We start from the raw sequence: 15428 nt of genomic DNA, 5'->3' as shown, positions 1-15428 counted from the left end.
GATTGCGAGTCCACCCAATAATCCTAATAAACCACCAAACACTACACTTCCCCCTGACTAGTCGCATTCGTCGAGGCAAGCATGGTACATTTCGAAGATAACTTCCAAGGCAACCAAAAATGAGACTGCATTCTTTGAAATATACAGAGTACAAGGAGGAGGAGTTTAGTTGGAATCTCCCAGATCTTGTGCTTGGCACGATAAATCTGGTTGTCGGAAAGAATGCAACAGGGAAATCACGAATTCTTAGGATAGTAATTGGATTGTCGCGGCTATTCGATGGTCGGGTTTTACCCTCAGCCCTCGAAACAGGTCATTATATTGTTCAATTCTCCGACAAGAACAATGAACCGTTTATTACCTATGAATTAGAACTGTATAAAAGAAAAGTAAAAAGTGAGAAGCTCCTGCTAAAGAATGAGTTAAGGCTTTCTCGAGGAGCCGGTGGCAGGGGTAGGCTTTGGTTTGATAAGGTTAATGATTTTATAGATGTTCAGATTCCAGAGGATCAGCTGGCTGTAACATCAAGAAGAGACAGTGAGCAGCATAGCTTTCTTGAGTATTTGCACGAGTGGGCATTAAATTCTCACTTTGTTGATTTCGCATCTACAAAACCCAAAGAAACATTTAGCGCGATAGATAAGGCAACTCTAAAGCAGCTGAGAGATAATCAGTTAGATGACGATATAGTGTCTCTATTCAGACTTGGAGTTGAAAAATGGGGGCGTGACTTTACCCGTCAGATTTGCGCAAACATACGAAAAATTGGGTTCAATGTATCAGAGATTGGCATCCAGCCTATTCAAGGAGTTCCGGCAGCTATACAGCTACTAGATCGCGCGTATTACATTTACGTTGTAGAGGATGGCGTAAAGAAAAAGCTTCCTCAGTATGAATTGTCATCTGGAATGTTTAGGGCAATTGGCGCGCTTATTAGACTGCAATCAGCAGTAGCTGGAAAAAAACCGCACTGCCTAGTAATTGATGATATTGGTGAAGGACTAGACTTCGATAGATCATCCAGGCTAATTAATCTCCTAGTTAGCGAATACGAGTTAGATAGAAATAAATATTCTCAGCTGGTGATGACTTCAAATGACAAGTTTGTAATGAACGGAGTTGATATCAAATATTGGTGCGTGGTTGAGAGGGATGGTGGAAATATAAGAACATTTAATCAGCTCAACTCAGCTGAAATATTTGATGACTTTATACAATATGGGTTTAGTAATTTCGACTTCTTCCAAAATGGATTTTTTTCTAAAACCATTAAAAGTAGTCAGTAATGAAAACGATTGTATTTGTGGTTGAGGGGCAGACGGAGCTGATTTTTACCCAACAATTTATTGATAAGCTCGTATCATTAAGCAGCGTTCATGTAACTCATCAGAAGCTCCGTAACGGCATTGTCTCGACCATTGGATGCCGCGGGGTTTCGATCGAAAATGCAGACATTGTAATAACCATCCTCAATGCCGAGGGCGACAACTCAGTCAATAGCTACATTCTATCTAGGTGGCAGGAATTCAAGAAGAAGAATGTATATGCCGTGTATGGCCTTAGAGACAGATATTCAGGAAGTGGTGTTCCAATAGACTATCGAGCTCTAGAAGCATTCTTTGAAGAAAAGTCCAGAGAATGGGGTATTTACGTAAGGCTGATTGTGGCTGTGGAAGAAATCGAGGCCTGGTTTCTTGCTGTCCCATCCTTTTTCCAAAGGATTGATGAAAATTTAACAGAACAAAGGGTGATTGAAATTCTGGGCTCTGAGATAAGCGATGGAGTCGTAGAAAGTATCAGGCATCCAGCCCAATCAATTAATAGGGTTCTAAATTCTGTTTCCAAGCGATATACCAAACGATTGGATGACACCTACAGTATTGCCACCAAGCTTGACTATGACTGCTTGTATCTTGAAAAATCCGCCGATATCCAAGCATTGAAGAAATTTGTGGACGCGCTAGAGTTAAGCTTGGCTCCGCCAAGTGTGGATGTCTAAAATTCACTTCAGCTCAAAACTTGTTGGTCGCATAAGCATCAACAGGAAGTTATTTTCAAGTCATTAAGTGTCCTCTAATCCAGTCTAGATTGGAATTTCTGGATTCTTTGATCTCAGCGTACAGTTATTGACAGAACTCCAAGGCGGCTACGCCGCCCGTCTCCCGCTGGTGCGCGCGGGGCGCGCATCCATCGCGAGCCGTTGCGGGTAGCCTAGCTGTTGTGACTCGCTCAATAGTCCACTGATGCAGGCGTGTTTTCAGCATTGCATCGGTGGTTTCAACCCCGATAGTTTGGTAACCGATAGGTTCGCCATACTTTCCCGGATCTTCGATAAATTCGCGCTTTAGGTGGATAGGCTGCTCTTTGCGTGGTGTGGTGATACCGCCCATAAGCTGGATGAAAGATGACCATTTTCCTGAGTCAGCGGCTTCGTGGGCTTGCTTGAGAATGCCATCGGGAGCGTTATCTATGCGGCGCAGTTCGCGCCAGATGGAAACAGGTGCGCCGCCGAATTGCTGGAACTGGCGTATGCCCCATGTGGAAGCCCATGCCTCGACCCGTTCCGCAGCTTGCTCGGCGGGGGTGCCGTAGGTATCAGTCTCTAAGCCGAATCCGTCGATGTTCTTGGAGATGTATTTGGCGATGTAACCCACTGCCGAGCCTTTGCTCTTATCGATTGGTATGAAAGTGAAGCGATGTTTCTTTGCGCCGCGCTCATTCCCATCCTCTTGCAGCGCGTAATGCCGAAAAATCTCCCGCACTGATTTCGTTTGGCCGGACTCCATGAACAGCAGGAAATGCCAGTGGGGAGTGCCGTCGTGCTGAGGTTCGGCGATGCGGAAGCCGTAGGGCTTGATGCCGTGGCGATCCAGCTTTGCGCGTATGCGCTGCCATACCTTGTTGAGATATTTCTGCGCCTGAGCGGGGGTAGTGCCATCGAATTTAGGATTGGACTTGCCGTTCATGGCGAGGTGCGAGTGCATACGCGATGGGCAGGTGAGGCTGTAGAACTCCCCAACATGGCCGAGATCGTCGGCAATCAGTTCAAAGCCATAGATGCGCACCATGAGTTCACTACGCCGAATGCGCGGATTCGAGACACCCAACTCAGCTAGTTCACTCAATGTGAATTGCTGCCCGAGTTCGTTGCAGGCCGTGAGTCCATCCAAGACGCGATGATTGCGTGCCTTTTGATGTCTGCGTCGAGTCAGCGATTCGTCGCTGATGTAGATGCCTGCGCCTTTATGAACAAGGCCAAGCGTTCTGGCTTCGGTTTCAAGGTTGATTGCTTGGGCGCGACGTAATGCGCGTAGCCACCAGCCTTCGTCAGTCAGGCGCGCAAGTGCGCCTTTAATGGTGATTTTCTGGTTATCAGGTGAAGGAGGGCGCACACCGATTTGCTCCGCTTGCTTCCATAGTCGAATGACCGCCTCGGTGTCGTCGAGTAGCCAAGCGGTTTGCCGGAAATCGAGGGCGATGCGTTTTGCCAGCGCTTGTAATTCGTCCTCGTTTGCATCCAATGGGATATCGCCATGTGCGCAGCGTTCAAAATGTCCGAGTAGCTTGAGATTGGCGGCGCGGCGACCATCGAAGATGTAATTCTCTTGATACTCGTGCGCGACATGCTTGGCGAATCGCCGAGGCAGTCCCCGGAATATCTTTGCCCGCCATACCCTGTCGGTTTCGTCAGGCTCATCCAGCATATCGAGGATGCGTTCAGCGATGACCTCACCTGGCGCGACGAGTTCGCGGGTGTCATGTATTGAAGTGTGCATAGCACACCTCAATACTGGCTAGTGGAGAGGCGGCGGCAAGAGTCGATATAGGTGAGCAGATCGCTATAGCGATAGCGAACTGCCCGAGCGCCTATTTTGATGAAAGGCACCCGCGCCCCAGCCCAGCGGTCACGTTCTAGAAAGGCGACGCTCACGCCCAAAATGGGAGCGGCTTCTTTGGTGGTAAGTAGGTTGTTTTGCATGGCTGTAACTCCTGTCAGGTTGAAAAAGACAGAGGCAGCTTTGCAGGGTTGGCGCAGGAGAAAAAGGGGGAGTTTTTCTGTGTTAAAAACTCGGGGATTTCTGATGGTGAAACGTTATCTCTGTATCACATTGATTTAGAACGCTTGCCGCCTGTTCTAGCTTTGACTGGAGCGATATTCTTAGCCCACTCCTTGAACGACTCTAGGGTATTAAAACTCCGGGGTTTATCGAACCGAATCATATCTGGATGGTTGTATACATCGAGGTAATCCAGCAGTTGATCCTCATCCCAAAGACGTTGTGCGATGAACAGCGCCCCTGCGATTCTTTTGCGTCGGGGTGTCAGTTGATGATACCAATGTGCTTCGGGATCGGTATCGTCAGGATTGTCCACTTCATCTTGCCAAATATGCGGGATGGACAACTGATGATTGTTGCACCAGCGAATAACCTCAGGTCTCCAAACGTATAGTTTTTCTAAATATCCGACTTCAAACTTACTCTGGAGTAGCAGTTTTCTAAACTTTAGGTAATGGCGAAACTCAAGGAAGAAGGTCAGGGTGCTATCGTCGGCAAATAAAATTCCCGTTGGGGTGCGTACGGAAATGATGTCATTACGGATAGCAATCAAGATTCGGTGGATGTTGCGGCGAACTTCTGCGCTGACATCCCCACTGGTGCTTTCGGTTTGTTTAGCCCAAGAGTGAGCAAGTTGCCAAACCGTCTGATAATCGGAGTCTTCCAAGTACATAGATGCTAGGGATGCACAGCTAGATCGCGCAGCACGTCTGGATGGCGCTCTGCAATTGCAATCAGCGTTCTTGCCGCTCTGCCGGGATTCTTGTGTCCTTGCTCCCACCCTTTGAGAGTACGCAGGGAAACTCCGAACAGTTTGGCGAAGTCAGATTGTGAAAGACCGGATTTCATGCGCGCAGTTAATGCCAGCGGAGCATCAATGTGGTGGGTCTTGGCAGCGTGCCCTGCCTTCATTTGGCGAACAGATTCGAGCAATTCCGCGCCGAGGTCACGGGAGGCATCGCGTTGCACAAGTTCTTGTGGGGTCATCGCTATGTTAGGCAGCCAGCGGCATCACTTCGTGATCGATCTTGTCGCCGAGTTCATGTTCGGCGACCTCAAGGTCGTACTGCGATTGCAGGTTCATCCATGTTTGTGGAGACATGCCAAACAAACGGCCTAGACGCATAGCGGTATCTGCCGTGATAGCACGTTTACCCGCGCAGATTTCATCAATGCGCCTCTGAGGGACGCTGGTGAACTTTGCCACCTTGTAGCGGGTTAGTCCTAGCGGCTCAATGAAATCTTGCAGCAATACCTCACCCGGATGGATGGGTGCAAGGCTCTCACCAGTGGAAACGTCGTCCCATGTCATGGCGTTCAATTCTTCGCGCTGAATACTCATTTCAACTTCTCCTAGTGGTAATCAACGATCTCGACGTTCTCAGCGTGGCCGTCTTGCCAGTTAAAGCAGATTCGCCATTGATCGTTGATGCGAATGCTCCATTGTCCGGCTCGATCACCACTTAACAACTCAAGACGATTGCCGGGTGGAATCCTCAACTCTTCGATGCGGCTAGTTGCATCGATTAGCTTAAGTTTGCGTCTTGCCGTAGCTTGTATGTCTTGGGGAAGTTGGCGCACGAACTTCCCATAAAATATGGCCGCAGTGGCTTTGTCTGAAAACGACTTGATCATTTTCGAGAATAGTATTGCATGGCGTTAGTACTGTCAATCGTCATCATTTTTTGCCTGATGGTGAAGGTAGGGGGCGTCGTAGTTGAACAGACGGCGATACTTGTTTCGGCATTATATTGCTAACTGTCTGGGAGTCGCTGGAATGCCCATTGTGTTTGCGAGATGAACTGCGATACGTTGCATGGGCTCTCGCAGACGTTCTACATCTGACACGATATATCCTGCTGTCACGTCGCCATTCATCTTGTGATTGAGTAGGCGTTTCAAAGCGTATGCGGAAATATCTAAGCTTTCTGCGACGGTGATAAACGTGCGGCGCAAATCATGGATGGTGAACGTCACGCTTGAATCGAGAATTACTTTATTCATCTGCCTAGTAAGATCAGTGATACGGCCATTGCCATTCGCACTCGGAAATACAAATTGATTTACCGCACTCGCCTTGCGGTGAACTAATAGTTCATACAGAAAGTCGGGCAATGGGAGTGTGTGGTCTGAGTGGTTCTTGGTTTCTAGCACTGTGAGTGTTTTGGCGCGCAGGTCTATATTGTCCCAAGTCAGGCAGGCGGCTTCCTCCTTGCGTAGTCCAGTAAAAAGTACAAGCAAGAGATAGTCTCGAATCGTTTCCCGATTTTTTCCCTTGGTATCATTTTTTATATTCATTACGGCCTGATACCACGGAGCAAGATCGTGGGTTTTAATGATTGTCTGGCGGCGCTCGATGCGATACCACGCGCGGGTTTGTGATAGGCGCTTGACGGGGTTGTCTGATATTACTGACTCACCTTTGCTGTTCTCATATTGTCCGGCGGCAAAGTTGAATAGGGCGCGCAGATAGCGCATTGTCAAATTGGCTTGTGCTTGGCTACGCTCACCGATTTTTGCATGGCGCTTGGCTACCATGTCTTTGGTGATGTCATGGAGCGGCTTCTTCTTCCAATCGACGAGGTATACATCTAAGCACTTCTGATAGTCATGAATGGTTCGGGGTTTGAGTGCTTTGCGAGCCCCGAGAAAGTCAGCCAGAGTTTGCTCTAATGTAATGCCGCGAGCATTAGCCTCTTTCTTTACATCGCTAGGGTTGGTGCCTTGCGCCATCATCAATAACAACTCGCGCGCTCGTAGTCTGGCTTGCTCTGTGGTGAATACGCCGTGCTTGCCGATGGTTGTGCGAACCACTTTGCCGTTGATTTTGGTTTCGGCGATATAAACCTTGCCGGTAGTGCCTACTCGAAGACCAAAGCCCTTTAACTCGCTATCACGGTAAAAGGTCTGCCCTGAAGCTGCTAGGGGGATTGAGTCAATAAAGGATTTTGTGAGCTTTTGAGACATGGCACTCTCCGGTCTGGCGGTCTACTAATTAAATTAGTAGACCATTAGTAGACCGATAATATCAAAGTGCTGCAATTGCGCAATGGGTAATTAAAACAACACATATAAATAAAATGCAAATATAACAGAATGTTGCGGTGATATTAAAACAACCTAATGGAATGTAAATATCGCTAAAATAGGTGAGTATTATGACTCTTAATCCGTTTGTCGCAGGTTCGATCCCCGCACGACCCACCAAACAAATCAAAAGGTTAGCGAATTATCGCTGACCTTTTTTTCTTCCAGTTGTGCCATATTTGTGCCATTGAGCATCGTAGCTGCTAATTCTGAGTGCTCGATTAGCACTGGTTGAGACAAATGGGCATAACGTCTGACCATAGATTCGCTCTCCCAGCCGCCCAATTCTTGCAGCACATTTAACGGCGTTCCTTGTTGCGCCAGCCAGCTTGCCCATGTGTGCCGGAGATCATGCCATCTAAAGTTTTCGATCCCTGCACGCTTGAGCGCACCTGTCCAAGCCTTCGTATTCGCCCAAGCCACTGGCTTGCCGTGATAGGTAAAGACTCGTTCAGGATGCTTGCCGACCTGACGCGTTAAAACTCCCATCGCTACCGAATTCAGCGGGACAAGAATCGCTTTCCGCGCTTTCGCCTGATCGGGATGAATCCACGCTACTCGCCGATTCATATCCACTTGCGACCATTCCAATTGGACTACGTTGGATTGCCGCAATCCAGTTGATAACGCAAACAGCACCATGTCCTGCTGGTGGGGAGGCAGCTCTACTAGCAGCGTTTTCACCTGCTCGGGCGTAAGCCATCGCACGCGACGTTTAGCTTCCTTGTAAAGCCGTATCCTTGGCACTTTCTCAATCCATTCCCACTCTAGCGCCGCACGGCGAATGATCGAACGGATCAGCGCCAGAATACGGTTAGCTGTTGCGGGGCTGGACTGTTTGGCCTTGATCTCCCCGATGCGACTTATCATTTCCCGATCAATATCCCGCAGCACTTTTCCTGTGAGATAGGGCTGTATCCAGCGCAAGCGCGACTTGTCATCCTTATGAGTCGCCTTGTGCGTTGTTTCCATCAAGAACTTATAAGCGGCATCATCCCAAGTGTAGGCGGGCTTTTCGCCCAACTTATCGACACGCCATGATTCAGCTTTCAACTTGTCGTGCAGTTCCTGCGCTTGGGTTTTGTCGGTAGTGCCAGCAGAGCATCTAACGCGCTCGCCGGAGGGTGCGACAAAGTCGATGTACCACGTGTTACCGCGTTTTTTGAGTGACATAAAATGTTCTCCTTTCCAGAAGTCACTCGCAACGCTTGCCGAGGAGGAGCATAGAGCGAGCGCACATAATCGGCAAGGTCGGATTCGATAAATACCCAGCGCTTGCCCACCTTGGCCGCAGGCACGCGCCCCGACTTGGCGCGACAACGCAACTCTTCTGGATGCAATTTGAGGAAATTGGCAGCTTGTTCAAGATTGAGCGTTTCCATCATTCACCATTCGACGCTTTGCGATAGGCAGCACTGGCCGCCTCATCAAACGGCGGTGCGCCATCTGGGTTTTGAACGGTATTGAAGCGGCGATTCTTGCCCTTTACCTTCTTGCCGACGTAACGCTCAATCCCGTTATGCTTGCCCGAACGCACGGCGTGGTATTCCTTGGCCTGATGAAAATATTCGCCAATACCTTCGCCCATATCTTCAATGCCACGACTTGCCATGAACGAAGTAAGACCACCCAAGCCATGCACGAATAGCCGCTCATCCTGCGGTAAGCGGGTGGGGTAGAAACGCTCTAACTTGGGCGTTTCTGTCTCGGTATCGAATGCCTCGGTGATGAAATCCCACAATGGATGATTTCCCCAGCGGGTGCGATTGCTGTCGGTTTCAATGGGGATGGTCAGGCGCAGCCACTTTTCCGTGAGATAACGCCACAGCGCGGCCAGATTGGGGAGTAAGTCAGATAGCTTCGGCAGGTTCAAACTTACCAGCGCATTGCGCTTGGCCTCAAACTCCATCCGCCACACTGGGCAGTTGCCATCCCAGCCCTGTTGTTGCCACAGATCATGCAGGTAGAACTTTTTTGACTTCTTTTCGATTTCCAGCGTCTTGTTATACAGACGCGCCACAATGTCGCCGCCCGAGCCGAAGCTCCACCCTGAAAACAGGCCGTAGCTGTAATGCAGAGATAAGGACTCCACCCGCGTCACCCAGTCGCGTAGCGGTTCAAAGGCATCCATTTCGCAGCTAGCCGAGAAATCAGCGAATAAATCCACTCGGCTGACGTTGGCCGGTTCGCTGACCAGCCCCAGCGTATTGACCACATAGCGCAACGCCGTTTCCGCCTGTTCGATCCCAGCATGGGTAAGATATTCGCTAGAAATTTGCACATAGGCCAAGGGCAGCGACTTCGAGCGGGCGTTGCTTGCCTGTATGCGAAAGGCGTTATCCACCAACACGTAAGAGAATCGCCCAGCGCCACGATCCCGCACTTCAAACAAGTGGTCGCAGATGGATATTTGGGCAACGGCTTGGGCGACCTCTTCCTCCTGTTGCGCCAGAGTTTTTAGGCGGGCAAGTTTCTGATCCCACTCGTCAGACATCACGCCGGGATAAGACAAATACAGACTATCCACCCCAAAGCGCAAAAGCTGGGTTTCTTCGTGAATGTAATTTAAGGGTGCTCTGTTAGTGGGCGGCGCACCCTGAAAGTCGCCACGCTTGCTGCCGCCAGCGGTGCGCGCGCTGCCGCGCGCATCCCCGCCGTCGTTAGCAAGCGCAGCTCGTTCGTGGGTTGCTGGGCTAGGGGAAGTTAAGGAAACGCCCTCGGACATGTCCGAAGGCTGGTTTTTGGGTTTGGACATGGAATCCTCCGTTGCTTGGGCGACCATGCCGGATTGGCTTGTCGCAACGGATGTGGATTCTCTACATCAAGTGCCTTGAACTGAATGCAGTGAAATTCTATTTGAGTGCATGGACTATTTTGATCGTTTCTGCATGGCACGATATTCAATTCGTCGGCGGACGAGATTGTTTTCATCCTCGATGCGATTCTGGAAGCGGTCTAACCCTGCCTCATCACAAATATCGAGGATTTCCCCAGCGGTCAACGCATCCAAGCACTGAAAACTATCAAGCGTGGCGAACACCATGTACAGCGCGGGGAATCTGATTTTTCCGCGCGTGGTTGCGTTACTCAGCCGATAGTTGAGCAGTTCAAAAAAAGCCGGATCGCTGCCACGAATCAGGCGACTATGGGTTTCCTTGAAATAGGGATGCCCCAACAGCAAGTTGCGATCAATCTGCACCGCTTTGCAAAATGCCTCTTGGTCACCCTGAATTGCTAGCGGCACCAGCGTTGTCAGTTTTTGTCCATGCACCATGAGGGAAAGCATGTTGTAAAAATAGGCGTTGAAAAAAATCAGGAAGTACTGGGCACGAATGGTTTCTTGCTTTTGCTCCGCTTCTGACAGCGCATCGAATGCTTCACGGGCAGCTTGGCGTTCCTTCTCGGTTCTGGGGAAGAAAATTAGCAACTCTGACTCATCGTTGGCAAATTCTTGAGCAAAGGCATCTAGCTCTGCACCAAGCTCGCTTTCCGTCAAAGAGTGAAATTCTTCATCCAGTTGCCGAATGGCCTCTTCGGTGTTTTCGGGAAAATAGTACTTGTGGATGCATAGATGGATGCGCGCTTCGTTTTCGTAAGCGATGACATAAAAGTCGCTTACACCTAGCCGTTTAGTGGCTTCCTCCACATCGGTGGGCATTGCAAACCAGCCTGCTTTCTCGGCTTTACAGCGGGCGAGCACAGCTCCGCATTCTGGCGCGAGCAGGGTGGCGAAGCGGCTGGCAAGTTGAATAATTTTGCGATTGCACATAGTAATTTTCCAAAATTAATTAGTGGAGAGTAAATGTCCTTTGTGAGAGTGGCGTGATTTCCGACTATTGGCGTAGTATTCTCGGAAAAAGTTGAGGAATTGATTAGGAGTTCGTTCCTTGGTCACCGCCAAATCCCTGCCCAGTTTCACTGCTACGCGGTTTGTGCACGGAATAGTGCTAGAAGGTAAATCGTTATCAATTTCTTGTAGTGTAGTCACGATGCTATGGAGGTAGTTTGGCTGAGTTAATAAATTCCAACGCTAGGTCACTTAGTAAGGTCAACACATTGACATTCTTAGAGCTAATAGATGCACATGAGCGTTTGCATTCTTACGCTCCAATTTCTCAGCGGCTGCGCCACATACTACTGCGACATGGTAACCGTCTGCCATTCCATACGATCGGCGAATATATTGACGCAGGTAGTGATGGGCAATCTTTGATGATGCGATTGCCTGCGTTTGGTAGAAAAACCCTAGATGATTTGCATAGAGTAATTGCTGAGGCGAATGATCTATTTTTGGAAATGCCGGCTGATATTGCCGTTGAAACTCTTTCCGAGGAGAAGAATCTTCGGATCAATACAATTCGTGCAATGAGCTTTCCTGAGTTAATCAACCAGTCAATTGTATCGAAGCGATTGAGAAACTGTATAACTACAGGGAGTGAGTCTCTTCCCTTCCTTACTGTGGGGGAATACCTAGATAGTGGCGAAAAGGGTGTGAGGGGATTTAAGGCTATTGCAAATTTTGGAAGTAAATGTGCTCTTGAGTTGGATGCACTTGTTAAGGATGTCACAAGCAATAGCTCAGGAAGCATTACTCCTACACACAACAAAAATCTGGCGATGATTGATGAACTTGAATTTCTCTATCCGGGAGTTTTCGAGCCGCTGATTGAATCCTATCAATCAGTGCCAGAGTCAGAAATGGTGCTGTGCCAAAAATATGAAAAACAAATTCAAAAAATCCTTTCGACCCCCCGGGATGCAGATATTTGTCGTCGGCGGTTTGAAGGTGCAACGCTAGAAAGCGTAGCCAAAGATCCTGCCATTGCTATGACTCGTGAGCGTGTTCGCCAAATCGAAGCCAAATACAAGGGGCTGGTAACCAACATCTATAGCGAAACATGGTTAATACCAGCTATTCACTCTTTACTTGCGAAGCAAGAGAGTCAAATTGAACTACCCTCAAATGAGCAGTTGGCGGCGCGTCACCCCAATATGCTGCTGGCGTTGCGGAAAGTGTTCCACCTTGAAAATCATGGCAATGCTGCTCTGTCCAGCGCGGAACGATTTGACTTGGCAAAAAAACTTGGTCTTGACACAAACAAGGAGTTAATTAATTCGAGCAGATGGACTGTTCAAAAACTGATACACGAGCTGAAAGCTTTTGCGCAAGAAATCGGCAAGCCCGACTTGATGCCGATGCAGCTTGAAATGAGAGCGCGTGGCCGGAATGACCTGAATGGTGCAGTAGGTAGATTTGGCGGTCAGTCGAAGGTGGCCGAGCTTGCTGGGCTTATCTATCAAGGACAGAAGGTCGCTGAGGATGGTTCTCGAACTTACTGGACGGATGAAAGAATTGGACAATTTCTACATGAGGTGGCTGCCAAAGAGGGGCATCCCGACATCATGCCGACTATTGCGGAGTGTCAATCTCATGCGCCGAACCCGAACACCATCATCACAATCATAACGCGATCAGGACTTTATGGAAAAGGCCTGACATGGCTCGAAGTTGCTAGGCAGCACGGATTGAAATATGACAAAGTGAAGCACAGGGTGACACTGAGGTTTGTGCGTGCATTTGTACAGTCACTTGGTGATGCTTTGCACACGCTGACGCCCTCAGAAATCTACGTGTTATTTGAGCAGCAGGGTATCAATAAGAGCGGTAAAAATGCCAGCCGTGAACGGCAGTTTGATAATCTGGTTGCTGCGATGCAGTCCGGCAATTTGCCTCGCGAGGAGGTGAAACGGTGGGCATCAGGTGGACAGGCGGATTTGGTTGAAGCTCTACTTGATCCAGAGATTGAGTCGGTAGAAGATGCCTACGCCAGCATTGGCGAGAGCTACCCGAAAAAGGATCACAAATCAAAGCTTGAAAATAAGCAGGACGATGAATACCGCGAGGACTTAGAGCAAAATCTTCCCGCGCCAAGAGCTATTGAAACCCTTGCGTCATTGGAAAAAGCCAGCGAGTTGCTTGTTCAAACATCGAGTGACGAAGAGGCGTTGAATTTTTTGGTGGCAAAAGCGGCAGGCAAGTTGTGGCGGCGCTGTTTTGAGGATGAAGCAGCGGCTATTGAAGAAGCCAAACAACACCAAGGTAACCAGTATAGCGAATTAGCACGCGATACTTTTTTGGAAGAGTACACGCGCAGCAAGCAGTTGCCCCTGCCAGCAGGTTATGCTTTCAAAGATGCGGATGGGGAAGTTCGCAGGCCGAAGCTGATGCAGTTGTTGATCGCCTACAAGGTTATCAGGGATGGGCGAGTGCTCAATTTGAGCGGAACTGGCACAGGGAAAACACTATCCGCGATTTTGGCGAGTCGGGTCATCGGTTCGCAACTCACAGTGATTTCATGTCCCAATGCAACGGTTCCAGGTTGGGGGCAGGCAATTCGCAATGCGTTCCCAGATTCTGATGTGTGTGAGAAAACATGGCAGCCGGAATGGGGCAGCTTGGGGTATCCGCGTTACTTGGTTTTGAACCATGAAATGTTTCAGGATAGAACCGAAGGTGCACTAAAGCGATTCATTGAAGCCAATGCCATTGACTTTGTTGTGATTGATGAGCTTCACCAGGTGAAGCAACGCGATCCACAGTCGGAAAGTCAGCGCCGCCGAATGATTAACGGCTTGATAACCGATGTGCCAGACAATCGTCCTAAGCCAAGAGTGCTGGGGATGTCAGCTACACCAATCATCAATAACTTGCAGGAAGGCAAGTCTCTTATTGAACTGGTGAGCAGTTTGGAGCATCGAGATATTCAGACTGAAACGAATGTTCAGAACTGCATGAAGCTCTACCAGAAGTTCACCACGATGGGCTTCAGAATGATGCCGAAATATCGTTCTGATCGGATACCAAAAATCCATCCAGTCGATTGTACGCCGTCACTGGATGCCTTGCTGGCATTGGGGACGAAGCCGCATCCGCAACAAGTAGAGGCGATTCTCGTGCGGGCAAGATGGCCCGTGATTAGCCAATATTTGCGTCCGAAGACGGTGGTGTTTACCGATTACGTTAAAGACATTATTCCGTTTCTGGTTGAAGCGACCAAACAGGCTGGCTTCTCTGTGGGCGTTTATACGGGAGACGAAAAGCTTGCGACAGAAATTGGCTTTGCGGATATGCTCGATCAATTCAAGCATGGCGAGGTGGATGTGTTGCTTGCTTCAATCAAGACGGCAGGAACGGGAATTGATGGATTGCAGTTCATTTGCAACAACGTGATTTTTGCAACTCTGCCTTGGACAAACACGGACTATGAACAGGCAGTAGGGCGTTTTGATCGCGAGGGTTTCAAATTCAACTCTCTCGATATTCATATTCCCAAAACATATGCGGTACTCAGTGAAGGCGGGGAATGGAGTTGGTGTGATGCAAAACTCCGACGCATTGAGAATAAGCGCGATATAGCCAAAGCGGCAGTGGATGGCGAGATACCTGATACAACCAGCCAGCTAACACCGGAAAAGGCGGCGGGATATTGGATGGGGTGGTTGAAGCGTCTGACTGAGGAAGGAATAGCTGAGTTTGACCGAAAGTCTATTCGCGTCCCACTGGATGAAACAGATAAAGTTCAGAATCAAAGGCGATTGGCAGAATATGGCGAGCTTCCGAAATTACGCTCTCACTGGAGTGAGGAGCTTTCGCACAAAACGCACGAGCGTCTTCAGGAAAATCCAGAAGAATGGTGTTATTTCCAGACCAAACTTCAGGAGCAAGAGCGCGAATGGCAGCATATTCCTCGTAATGAGTGCATCAAGCACATCATAGAAAACCTCTCTCTCGGTTCGGTTGTTGGTGATTTCGGTTGTGGGCAAGCGCAGTTGGCAATCGCCTTGCGCGATGAGTACACCGTTCACTCGTTCGACCATGTTGCAATCAGCCCAAGTGTGGTGGCGTGCGATATGGCGCATACGCCACTGGACGATTCTATTCTTGATGTGGCAGTTTATTGTCTGTCGTTAGTTGGCGCCAACGTAAAAGATTATCTCGTTGAGGCATATCGGACTCTCAAGCCGAGTGGGCAGTTGTTGATTTATCACCCGACTGAAAATGCCGATAGACAAAAATTTGTTGTGGGACTAGAGCGATTTGGATTCGCAGTAGTTAAGCAGGAACAGATGGATCAATGGCATTACGTTTGGGCAATCAAACGAGGACGACAGGCTGAATTGGAGGTAGAAATACGTTTCTGATGTGTTCCCATACCTGAGCTTAGCCCCTTTGTTTGGTTGCAAATGACTTTGCGTGATCTTGTAGATGGAATGGCCGATGTA

The 15428-nt window shown here is 49.0% G+C and carries 14 protein-coding genes; 3 read left to right on the top strand and 11 right to left on the bottom strand.

The features are described 5' to 3' along the window. Positions 1–119: 119 nt before the first annotated feature. On the top strand, positions 120–1286 hold the full coding sequence (locus OYT1_RS06895) for an AAA family ATPase (RefSeq protein WP_062627181.1): 1167 nt from the start codon (positions 120–122) through the stop codon (positions 1284–1286). Beyond that, positions 1286–1999, top strand: a complete 714-nt coding sequence (locus tag OYT1_RS06890; protein ID WP_062627180.1) for a hypothetical protein — start codon at positions 1286–1288, stop codon at positions 1997–1999. Before OYT1_RS06895 ends, OYT1_RS06890 begins: the two co-directional genes overlap by 1 nt. Before the next feature lie 124 nt (positions 2000–2123). Here the strand turns inward: OYT1_RS06890 and OYT1_RS06885 are convergent, their stop codons facing one another. The 11 genes from OYT1_RS06885 to OYT1_RS06835 all read right to left on the bottom strand — a co-directional run bounded on the left by OYT1_RS06885 (position 2124) and on the right by OYT1_RS06835 (position 10914). Continuing rightward, positions 2124–3776, bottom strand: a complete 1653-nt coding sequence (locus tag OYT1_RS06885) for a replication endonuclease (RefSeq protein ID WP_062627179.1) — start codon at positions 3774–3776, stop codon at positions 2124–2126. A gap of 8 nt (positions 3777–3784) precedes the next feature. Next, a complete protein-coding gene (locus OYT1_RS06880; protein ID WP_062627178.1) occupies positions 3785–3979 on the bottom strand; it encodes a helix-turn-helix transcriptional regulator in 195 nt (64 codons plus the stop codon). Positions 3980–4104: 125 nt separating this feature from the next. Continuing rightward, positions 4105–4725: a hypothetical protein gene (locus tag OYT1_RS06875; protein WP_172588519.1), complete on the bottom strand. Its 621-nt coding sequence runs from the start codon at positions 4723–4725 to the stop codon at positions 4105–4107. An 11-nt stretch (positions 4726–4736) separates the two neighbouring features. Further along, a complete protein-coding gene (locus tag OYT1_RS06870) occupies positions 4737–5045 on the bottom strand; it encodes a helix-turn-helix domain-containing protein (RefSeq protein WP_062627176.1) in 309 nt (102 codons plus the stop codon). Between the two features lie 7 nt (positions 5046–5052). After that, positions 5053–5400 (bottom strand): HigA family addiction module antitoxin, encoded by a 348-nt coding sequence (locus tag OYT1_RS06865; protein WP_062627175.1) that lies wholly within the window; start codon positions 5398–5400, stop codon positions 5053–5055. A gap of 11 nt (positions 5401–5411) precedes the next feature. Continuing rightward, positions 5412–5639, bottom strand: coding sequence for a type II toxin-antitoxin system RelE/ParE family toxin (locus tag OYT1_RS06860; RefSeq protein ID WP_456298209.1), 228 nt, complete (start codon positions 5637–5639; stop codon positions 5412–5414). Positions 5640–5804: 165 nt separating this feature from the next. Then, positions 5805–7025: a tyrosine-type recombinase/integrase gene (locus OYT1_RS06855; protein WP_062627173.1), complete on the bottom strand. Its 1221-nt coding sequence runs from the start codon at positions 7023–7025 to the stop codon at positions 5805–5807. A 246-nt stretch (positions 7026–7271) separates the two neighbouring features. Continuing rightward, positions 7272–8285, bottom strand: a complete 1014-nt coding sequence (locus OYT1_RS06850) for a tyrosine-type recombinase/integrase (RefSeq protein WP_269460713.1) — start codon at positions 8283–8285, stop codon at positions 7272–7274. Next, positions 8195–8527, bottom strand: a complete 333-nt coding sequence (locus OYT1_RS13880) for a helix-turn-helix domain-containing protein (RefSeq protein ID WP_232013250.1) — start codon at positions 8525–8527, stop codon at positions 8195–8197. The genes OYT1_RS06850 and OYT1_RS13880 overlap by 91 nt, the downstream gene beginning before the upstream one ends. After that, on the bottom strand, positions 8527–9900 hold the full coding sequence (locus OYT1_RS06840) for a hypothetical protein (protein ID WP_088178224.1): 1374 nt from the start codon (positions 9898–9900) through the stop codon (positions 8527–8529). The genes OYT1_RS13880 and OYT1_RS06840 overlap by 1 nt, the downstream gene beginning before the upstream one ends. 114 nt (positions 9901–10014) lie before the next feature. Then, on the bottom strand, positions 10015–10914 hold the full coding sequence (locus tag OYT1_RS06835; protein ID WP_062627170.1) for a hypothetical protein: 900 nt from the start codon (positions 10912–10914) through the stop codon (positions 10015–10017). 236 nt (positions 10915–11150) lie between these two features. Here OYT1_RS06835 and OYT1_RS06830 point away from each other — a divergent pair, with 236 nt between their 5' ends. Beyond that, a complete protein-coding gene (locus tag OYT1_RS06830; RefSeq protein WP_145983681.1) occupies positions 11151–15347 on the top strand; it encodes a helicase-related protein in 4197 nt (1398 codons plus the stop codon). Positions 15348–15428: the final 81 nt, after the last annotated feature.

The sequence above is a fragment of the Ferriphaselus amnicola genome (assembly GCF_000974685.2).
Classification (GTDB): domain Bacteria; phylum Pseudomonadota; class Gammaproteobacteria; order Burkholderiales; family Gallionellaceae; genus Ferriphaselus; species Ferriphaselus amnicola.
The sequence above is the reverse complement of the archived record's forward strand: the minus strand, read 5'-3'. Positions and strand labels throughout refer to the sequence as shown.